We start from the raw sequence: 733 nt of genomic DNA on the forward strand, positions 1-733 counted from the left end.
ATTCGTTCTTTGAAAACTGAATAACGGAAAGCATGAAAAGACATCATGACCGGGTTGATCGATTGAGATGTGCAAACATCTTAACGAACAACCGACCTAGCGTGATCTTAAATGATCAAACCATGAAAAGAACCTGTGGTTAAATGAAGAAGGGCGCACGGTGAATGCCTTGGCACTAGGAGCCGATGAAGGACGCGACGAACAGCGATATGCTTCGGGGAGTTGTAAGTACACATTGATCCGAAGATTTCCGAATGGGGAAACCCACTACTTTTCACAGAGTAGTACTTGTTAGTGAATACATAGCTAATAAGAGGCAGACCCGGAGAACTGAAACATCTTAGTACCCGGAGGAAGAGAAAGCAAACGCGATTTCCTTAGTAGCGGCGAGCGAAACGGAACATAGCCCAAACCAAGTGGCTTGCCACTTGGGGTTGTAGGACACTCTATACGGAGTTACAAAGAAACGAGATAGATGAAGCGACCTGGAACGGTCCATCACAGAAGGTAAGAATCCTGTAATCGAAATTTCGTTTCCTCTTGAGTGGATCCTGAGTACGGCGGGACACGAGAAATCCCGTCGGAAGCAGGGAGGACCATCTCCCAAGGCTAAATACTCCCTAGTGACCGATAGTGAACCAGTACCGTGAGGGAAAGGTGAAAAGCACCCCGGAAGGGGAGTGAAAGAGATCCTGAAACCGTGTGCCTACAAGTAGTCAGAGCCGTTAAGGGG

General features: G+C 47.6%; 1 rRNA gene. It reads left to right on the forward strand.

The annotated features are described in order from the left end of the window. Positions 1-137 precede the first annotated feature (137 nt). A 23S ribosomal RNA gene (locus JCM19038_RS20150) occupies positions 138-733 on the forward strand; the annotation flags it as partial.

The organism is Geomicrobium sp. JCM 19038, from assembly GCF_000698125.1.
GTDB lineage: Bacteria > Bacillota > Bacilli > Bacillales > Marinococcaceae > Geomicrobium_A.